This window comes from Paenarthrobacter sp. CCNWLY172, assembly GCF_037402035.1.
GTDB lineage: Bacteria > Actinomycetota > Actinomycetes > Actinomycetales > Micrococcaceae > Arthrobacter.
Genome location: NZ_JBBEGB010000012.1, coordinates 98,175 through 106,168 on the forward strand (window position 1 = coordinate 98,175; position 7,994 = coordinate 106,168).

3 protein-coding genes are annotated in these 7,994 nt (G+C 62.7%); all 3 read left to right on the top strand.

What is annotated here, in order from left to right; all coding sequences use genetic code 11:
• The first annotated feature begins 211 nt into the window (after positions 1–211).
• Genes gltB through pyk form a run of 3 tightly spaced genes read left to right on the top strand, consistent with a single transcriptional unit; the run spans position 212 to position 7,824 of the window.
• Positions 212–4,825, top strand: a complete 4,614-nt coding sequence (gltB, locus tag WBN73_RS17815; RefSeq protein WP_280627785.1) for a glutamate synthase large subunit — start codon at positions 212–214, stop codon at positions 4,823–4,825.
• The gene (locus tag WBN73_RS17820) at positions 4,818–6,275 is read left to right on the top strand and encodes a glutamate synthase subunit beta (protein ID WP_207597218.1); all 1,458 of its coding nucleotides are present in this window, start codon (positions 4,818–4,820) and stop codon (positions 6,273–6,275) included. Before gltB ends, WBN73_RS17820 begins: the two co-directional genes overlap by 8 nt.
• 55 nt (positions 6,276–6,330) lie before the next feature.
• Entirely contained in the window at positions 6,331–7,824 is a 1,494-nt protein-coding gene (pyk, locus tag WBN73_RS17825) for a pyruvate kinase (protein ID WP_089594632.1), read from the top strand.
• Positions 7,825–7,994 lie beyond the last annotated feature (170 nt).

Consider the following 7,994-nt stretch of genomic DNA (forward strand, 5'->3'; position numbering starts at 1 on the left):
CACAGCGTCGTGGCACCCCGGAAACCGGACCGCAGCATACCGATGTTCACTGGTCAAGCCGGGGCCAGAGGTCTGCGTAACTGTTCGTTGCGCTGGATCGGCTGGCCTACAATTCCAATTACTAGCGCTTTGTTGTGCCCGTCACAGGGCAGGCAAGGTGGGGCCAACGTTGTCCCTTCCATACGCACGATCTCGAGGAAGGACGTCTCCCATGACCCATCTTCATAACCCCGGTTGGTCCGAAAATATCGAACCTCAGGGTGCCATGTCTCCATTCAAGCGCTTTGCCGCGCTCCCGGAGGCCCAGGGTCTTTACAACCCTGATACGGAGAAGGACGCCTGCGGCCTGGCTATTATTGCCACGCTCCGCGGGGAACCGGGATACGACATCGTGGAAGCGGCTCTGACCGCCCTCCGCAATCTCGAACACCGCGGCGCCGTGGGCGCCGACGAAGGTACCGGCGACGGTGCGGGCCTGCTTATGCAGGTACCGGACGAGTTCTTCCGGGCCGTCACCGAATTCGAACTGCCCGCCCCTGGCCAGTACGTGGTGGGCACAGCTTTCCTTCCCGCCGAGTCCCGCGAAGCAGAAACCGCGAAGGCCGGCATTGAAGCGCTTGCAGCCGACGAAGGCCTGACGGTCCTCGGCTGGCGTGAAGTTCCAGTGGTCGCCGATCTGGTCGGCGCCATGGCACGGGCCTGTATGCCGTACTTCTCGCAGCCGTTCTTTGCCTCAGCCACCGGTGAGCAGCTTGAGCACAATGAGCTGGACTCCCGCGCTTGGCGCATCCGCAAGCGTGCCCAGAACAAGTTCGGCGTGTACTTCCCGTCGCTGTCCTCGCGCACCGTCGTTTACAAGGGCATGCTGACCACAGCCCAGTTGGAGCCGTTCTACCCGGACCTTTCGGATAAGCGCTTCAAGACGAAGCTCGCCATTGTCCACTCGCGCTTCTCTACCAACACGTTCCCGTCATGGCCTTTGGCGCAGCCTTTCCGCACCATCGCGCACAACGGTGAAATCAACACGGTCAAGGGCAACCGCAACTGGATGCGTGCGCGTCAGTCGCAGCTGGCGAGCCCGCTGCTGGGTTCCGTTCCCGAAGAGCTGTACCCGATCTGCACCCCCGGTGCCTCGGACTCCGCTTCCTTCGACGAGGTTGCCGAGCTCCTGTGGCTGTCCGGCCGCCCCATCACGCACTCCATCATGATGATGATCCCGGAAGCGTGGGAGAACCACGCCACCATGGATCCCGCCCGCCGTGCTTTCTATGAGTACCACTCACTGCTCATGGAGCCGTGGGACGGTCCGGCCGCTGTTTCCTTTACCGACGGCAACCTCGTTGGTGCAACCCTGGACCGCAACGGCCTGCGCCCGGGACGCTACTGGATCACCGAAGACGGCCTCATCATCTTTGCCTCCGAAGTTGGGGTGATCGAGGTAGAGCCTTCCAACGTGGTCAAGAAGGGCCGCGTCGCCCCCGGCAAGATGTTCCTGGTGGACACCGAAGCCGGACGCATCATTGACGACGCCGAGGTCAAGGCCGAGGTTGCTGCTGCCAATCCGTGGGCTGAATGGCTCAAGGACAACCTGATCGACATCAACGAGCTCCCTGAGCGCGAGCACGTGGTCCACACCGCGGCGTCGGTCAACATCCGCCAGCGCACGTTCGGGTACACCACCGAAGAGCTCAAGATCCTGCTCGGCCCGATGGCCCGCACGGGTGCCGAGCCCCTGGGTGCCATGGGTTCGGATACTCCTGTCGCCGTGCTTTCCAAGCGCCCACGCCTGCTGTTCGACTACTTTGTGCAGTCCTTCGCCCAGGTCACCAACCCGCCACTGGACGCCATCCGCGAGGAACTGGTCACTTCACTGAAGTGTGCCATCGGCCCCAACGGCAACCTCCTGGACGGCAAGCAGGTCCGCCAGCCGCAGATCTCCCTGCCGTTCCCGGTCATCAACAACGACCAGCTCGCCAAGATCGCGAACATCGAGACGCCCGACGGCGACCGCATCGCCATGAAGGTCCGCGGCCTTTACCGCCCCGAGGGTGGGGAAGCGGCACTTCGTGCACGCCTGACCGAAATCTGCGAACAGGTTTCCGGCGCGATCAACCGCGGTGTGCAGTACGTGGTGCTGTCCGACCGTGACTCAAACGCACAGTGGGCGCCGATTCCCTCGCTCCTGCTGGTCAGCGCCGTTCACCACCACCTGCTCCGCAGCGCCAACCGCACCAAGACCGCGCTGGTGGTTGAGGCCGGCGATGTCCGCGAGACGCACCACGTTGCCGTGCTCATTGGCTACGGCGCATCCGCAGTCAACCCATACCTGGCCATGGAATCGGTGGAACAGCTGATTTCCAACGGTGACGTCACTGGCGTCACCGCTGAAGACGGCGTCTACAACCTGATCAAGGGCCTCGGCAAGGGTGTCCTGAAGATCATGTCCAAGATGGGTATTTCCACCGTGGCTTCCTACACGGGCGCCCAGACCTTTGAGGCGCTGGGCCTGTCCCAGGAGCTCGTGGACGAATTCTTCTCCGGCACGCATTCCCAGCTGGGTGGCGTCGGCTTGGACGTCATCGCTGCCGAAGTTTCGGCGCGCCACCAGATGGCCTACCCCGAAGGTGGCATCGAGCACCCGCACCAGCCGCTTCTTGGCGGTGGCGAGTACCAGTGGCGCCGCGACGGTGAACCGCACCTCTTCAACCCTGAGACTGTGTTCCGCCTGCAGCACGCTACCCGCGAACGCCGGTACGACATTTTCAAGGCCTACACCAAGGGCATCGACGACCAGTCCGAGAACCTGATGACCCTGCGTGGGCTCCTGAAGTTCAAGGACGGTGTACGCCCTGCGGTTCCGCTCGAGGAAGTGGAACCGGTCTCCAGCATCGTCAAGCGGTTCTCTACCGGTGCCATGAGCTACGGCTCCATTTCCAAGGAAGCGCACGAGACCCTGGCCATTGCCATGAACCGTTTGGGCGCCAAATCCAATACGGGTGAAGGTGGCGAGGACGTTGACCGCCTGCTGGATCCGGAGCGCCGCTCTGCCATCAAGCAGATCGCTTCCGGCCGCTTCGGCGTCACCAGCCTGTACTTGACCAACGCCGACGACATCCAGATCAAGATGGCCCAGGGTGCCAAGCCCGGCGAAGGTGGCCAGCTGATGGCCCAGAAGGTCTACCCCTGGGTAGCCCGGACGCGTCACTCGACTCCCGGAGTCGGACTCATTTCCCCGCCCCCGCACCACGACATCTACTCGATCGAAGACCTCGCACAGCTCATTTACGATGCCAAGCGCGCCAACCCTTCGGCCCGTGTCCACGTGAAGCTGGTTTCGGAAGTCGGGATCGGCACGGTGGCGTCCGGCGTCACCAAGGCGAAGGCCGACGTCGTACTTGTTTCAGGTCACGACGGCGGTACCGGCGCCTCGCCGCTGAACTCGCTCAAGCACGCGGGCGTGCCGTGGGAACTCGGCCTGGCCGAGACCCAGCAGACCCTCATGCTCAACGGTCTCCGCGACCGCGTGGTGGTTCAGGTGGATGGCCAGCTCAAGACCGGCCGCGACGTTGTTATTGCTGCCCTGCTGGGTGGCGAGGAATACGGTTTCGCGACTGCTCCGCTGGTGGTTTCAGGCTGCATCATGATGCGCGTCTGCCACCTGGACACCTGTCCCGTTGGTGTTGCCACACAGAACCCCGAGCTCCGCTCCCGCTTCAACGGCAAGCCCGAGTTCGTGGTCAACTTCTTCGAGTTCCTCGCAGAAGAAGTCCGCGAAATCCTTGCAGAGCTCGGTTTCCGCAGCCTGGAAGAAGCCATCGGTCACGCCGAGGTGCTGGACACCCGCGAAGCGATCAACCACTGGAAGGCCGAAGGGCTGGACCTCGATCCCATCCTGCACGGGCTGGAGTTCGACGACGACGTGCCGCTGCGCAACATGACCGGCCAGAACCACGAGCTGGACAAGCACTTTGACCAGCGGCTCATCACCATGGCCCAGGAAGCACTCAGCGACCGCATGCCCGTCAAGATCACCCTCGACGTCATTAACACAGACCGGTCCGTGGGTACGATGCTGGGCCACGTGGTGACCAAAACCTTCGGCATCGATGTCCTGGCGACCGACACCATCGACGTCACGCTCAACGGCACCGCAGGCCAGTCGCTCGGAGCGTTCCTGCCCGCGGGCATTACGCTGCGGATGTTCGGCGATTCCAACGACTACGTCGGCAAGGGTCTCTCCGGCGGCCGCATCATCGTCCGCCCGGACCGCACCAACGTGTTCCAGGCAGAGCGCAATGTCATTGCAGGCAACGTCATCGGCTACGGTGCCACCAGCGGCGAGATGTTCCTGCGTGGCCAGGTTGGCGAACGCTTCCTGGTCCGCAACTCCGGTGCGACCGCCGTCGTCGAAGGTATTGGCGATCACGGGTGCGAATACATGACCGGTGGCCAGACCTTGATCATCGGGCGCACCGGCCGCAACTTCGGTGCCGGCATGTCCGGTGGTACCGCCTATGTGCTGGACCTGCAGCCCGAGCGTGTCAACAAGATGGCCCTCGACACCGGCGAACTCCAGCTCCTGGAGCTCGATGCCGAGGACCGCGACATCGTTCACGGCCTCCTCACCAAGCACCTTGAGGAAACCGAATCCGTCCTGGCCGGCCGTCTGCTCGAAAACTTCGACGACACCGCCGCCCGCATCACCAAAGTACTGCCCCGCGACTACGCAGCAGTCCTGCAAACCCGTCTCGACGCCATTGAAGAGGGTTTGGACCCCGATGGCGAAGAAGTATGGTCTCGAATCCTGGAGGTAACCGGTGGCTGATCCACGCGGATTTCTGAAAGTCCGGCAGCGCGAAACGCAGCCACGCCGTCCTGTTCCCGTCCGCATCATGGACTGGAAAGAGGTGTACGAAGCACAGGAAAAGGGTGTCCTGAAGAGCCAGGCCGGCCGCTGCATGGACTGTGGCGTTCCGTTCTGCCACCAGGGCTGCCCGCTGGGCAACCTGATTCCTGAGTGGAACGACCTCGTGTGGCGGGATAAGGGTGAAGAAGCGATTGAGCGACTTCATGCCACGAATAACTTCCCGGAATTCACGGGCCGTCTGTGCCCTGCACCTTGCGAAGCGTCCTGCGTGCTGGGTATCAACCAGCCTGCAGTGACCATCAAGCAGGTCGAGGTTTCGATCATCGACCAGGCCTTCGACAACGACTGGGTCCAGCCGCTGCCGCCGACGCGCCTCACTGGCAAGACAGTGGCCGTGGTGGGATCCGGACCGGCAGGCCTGGCCGTGGCACAGCAGCTGACCCGTGTTGGCCACACCGTGGCCGTCTACGAACGCGACGACAAGATTGGCGGACTGCTCCGCTATGGCATCCCCGACTTCAAAATGGAGAAGGAACAGGTTGACCGCCGCCTGGAGCAGATGAAGGCCGAAGGCACCCGCTTCCGGACCGGAGTCGCCGTTGGTACAGACGTGACCTGGGAGCAGCTGCGTCGCCGTTACGATGCCGTCGTAGTCGCCACCGGTGCTACCGTGCCGCGTGACCTGCCCATCCCGGGCCGCGACCTTGAGGGCGTCCACTTCGCCATGGATTACCTGGTTCCTTCGAACCGTATGGTGGCAGGGGAGAACCCCGAAAACCACATTGATGCCCGCGGCAAGCACGTTGTCATCCTCGGTGGTGGCGATACCGGTGCTGACTGCATCGGCACCGCCCACCGCCATCAGGCCGCTTCGGTGACCACGCTCGCGATCGGCAAGCAGCCGCCGTCGGAACGTGCAGGACACCAGCCGTGGCCGACGTTCCCCACCCTCTTCGAGGTCGCAAGCGCCCACGAAGAAGGCGGCGAGCGTACCTACCTTGCGTCCACCGTTGAGTTCGTTGGAGAAAACGGCAAACTCACCGGCGTCAAAGTTGCTGAAACCGAGTTCGTGGACGGCAAACGCCTGCCCAAGGCCGGTACAGAACGGATCATCCCAGCTGACCTTGTCTTCCTGAGCCTTGGCTTTACCGGCGCTGAGCCGGCAGGAATCACGGAGCAGGTCAGCGCAGAGTTCGACGGTCGGGGCAACGTTGCCCGCGACGGCTACTACATGACGAACACCGAGGGCGTGTTTGTTGCCGGCGATGCCGGACGTGGCCAGTCACTGATTGTGTGGGCCATTGCGGAAGGCCGTGCATGTGCGGCCGCAGTGGACAAGTTCCTGATGGGAAGCACCATTCTCCCGGCACCGGTCGCCCCCACCGACCGGGCAATAGCGGTCTTATAGCGCCGGCAGGAACGTTTCTTTTACTCAATCAGCATGAACTACTTAGGGTAGGTATATGAGACGCGCGAAAATTGTGGCAACTTTCGGCCCGGCTATCTCCAGCTTCGACAACACCCTCGCGGTGCTGGAGGCCGGCGTCGACGTTGCTCGCATGAACATGAGCCACGGCGACTACTCCGTGCATGACATCACCTACGAAAACGTCCGCAAGGCTGCGGCGCAGCTGGGCAAGCCTGTTGCGATCATGGCTGACCTCCAGGGACCCAAGATCCGTCTTGGCCGTTTTGTTGACGGACCCCACGAGCTGGCCGTCGGCGACACCTTCACCATCACCACCGAAGATGTACCCGGCACCAAGGACATCTGCTCCACCACGCTCAAGAGCCTCACTGAAGACGTCAACGTGGGCGATGCCCTGCTGATCGACGACGGCAAGGTGGCCATGCGTGCCATCGAGGTTGACGACGTCAAGGTAGTCGCCACCGTTACTGTTGGCGGCAAGGTTTCCAACAACAAGGGCATCAACCTGCCCGGTGTTGCCGTCAACGTCCCCGCCTTGAGCGAAAAGGACGAGGACGACCTCCGTTGGGCCCTCAAGCGCGGCGCCGACCTCATCGCCCTCTCGTTCGTGCGTGATGCCTCAGACATCAAGCGCGTCCACGAGATCATGGACGAAGAAGGCCGCCGTGTTCCGGTGATCGCCAAGATCGAAAAGCCGCAGGCAGTGGAGCAGCTCCACGAAATCATCGACGCCTTCGACGCCATCATGGTTGCCCGTGGCGATCTCGGTGTCGAGCTGCCGCTCGAAGAGGTGCCGATCGTCCAGAAGCGTGCCATTGAACTGGCGCGTCGCTGGGCCAAGCCGGTCATCGTGGCCACCCAGGTCCTGGAATCCATGATCGACAACCCGCGTCCGACGCGTGCCGAGGCTTCAGACTGCGCCAACGCAGTTCTCGACGGCGCCGATGCAGTCATGCTCTCCGGCGAAACCTCTGTGGGCCAGTACCCCATCGAAACCGTCAAGGTCATGGCCCGGATCATCGAGTCCACCGAAGTTCACGGCCTCGAGCGCGTCCCCCCGCTGGGTACCAAGCCCAAGACGCGCGGTGGCGCCATCACCCGTGCCGCCGTCGAAATCGCCGACCAGCTGGACGCAAAGTACATCTGTACTTTCACCCAGTCCGGTGACTCGGCACGCCGCCTTTCGCGCCTCCGCCCCGTCAAGCCGGTCTTCGCGTTCACGCCGGTGGAGCACGTCTGGAACCAGCTTGCCCTCACCTGGGGCATCCAGCCGGTGCTGGTTCCCTCCGTGGGCCACACCGATGAGATGACCGCACAAGTGGACAAGAGCCTGCTGGAAATGGATCTTGTGGACGAAGGCGACCTGGTTGTCATCGCCGCCGGTTCCCCGCCAGGACAGGCCGGTTCCACGAACTCACTGAAGGTCCACAAGGTGGGTGACCTCGCCGATACCTCCAAGGTTGACGACGGTTCACGCAAAGAACCTGTTGGCCCGTGGCCTGAAAAGAAGTCCAAGACCAAGAGCTAGTTCTTCGGTTGTTGAATGCGGGCCCCGCCTTATGGCGGGGCCCGCATTCTCGTTTGTGGGTGATGAGTACGACGGCGGCCGCCCACCTCGCAGGGCCGGTTCTAGCGGTCGTTGCAACACCCAGAATTTTTGGGAGTTGCAACGACCGTGTCGTCTTTAAAGAAGGTACC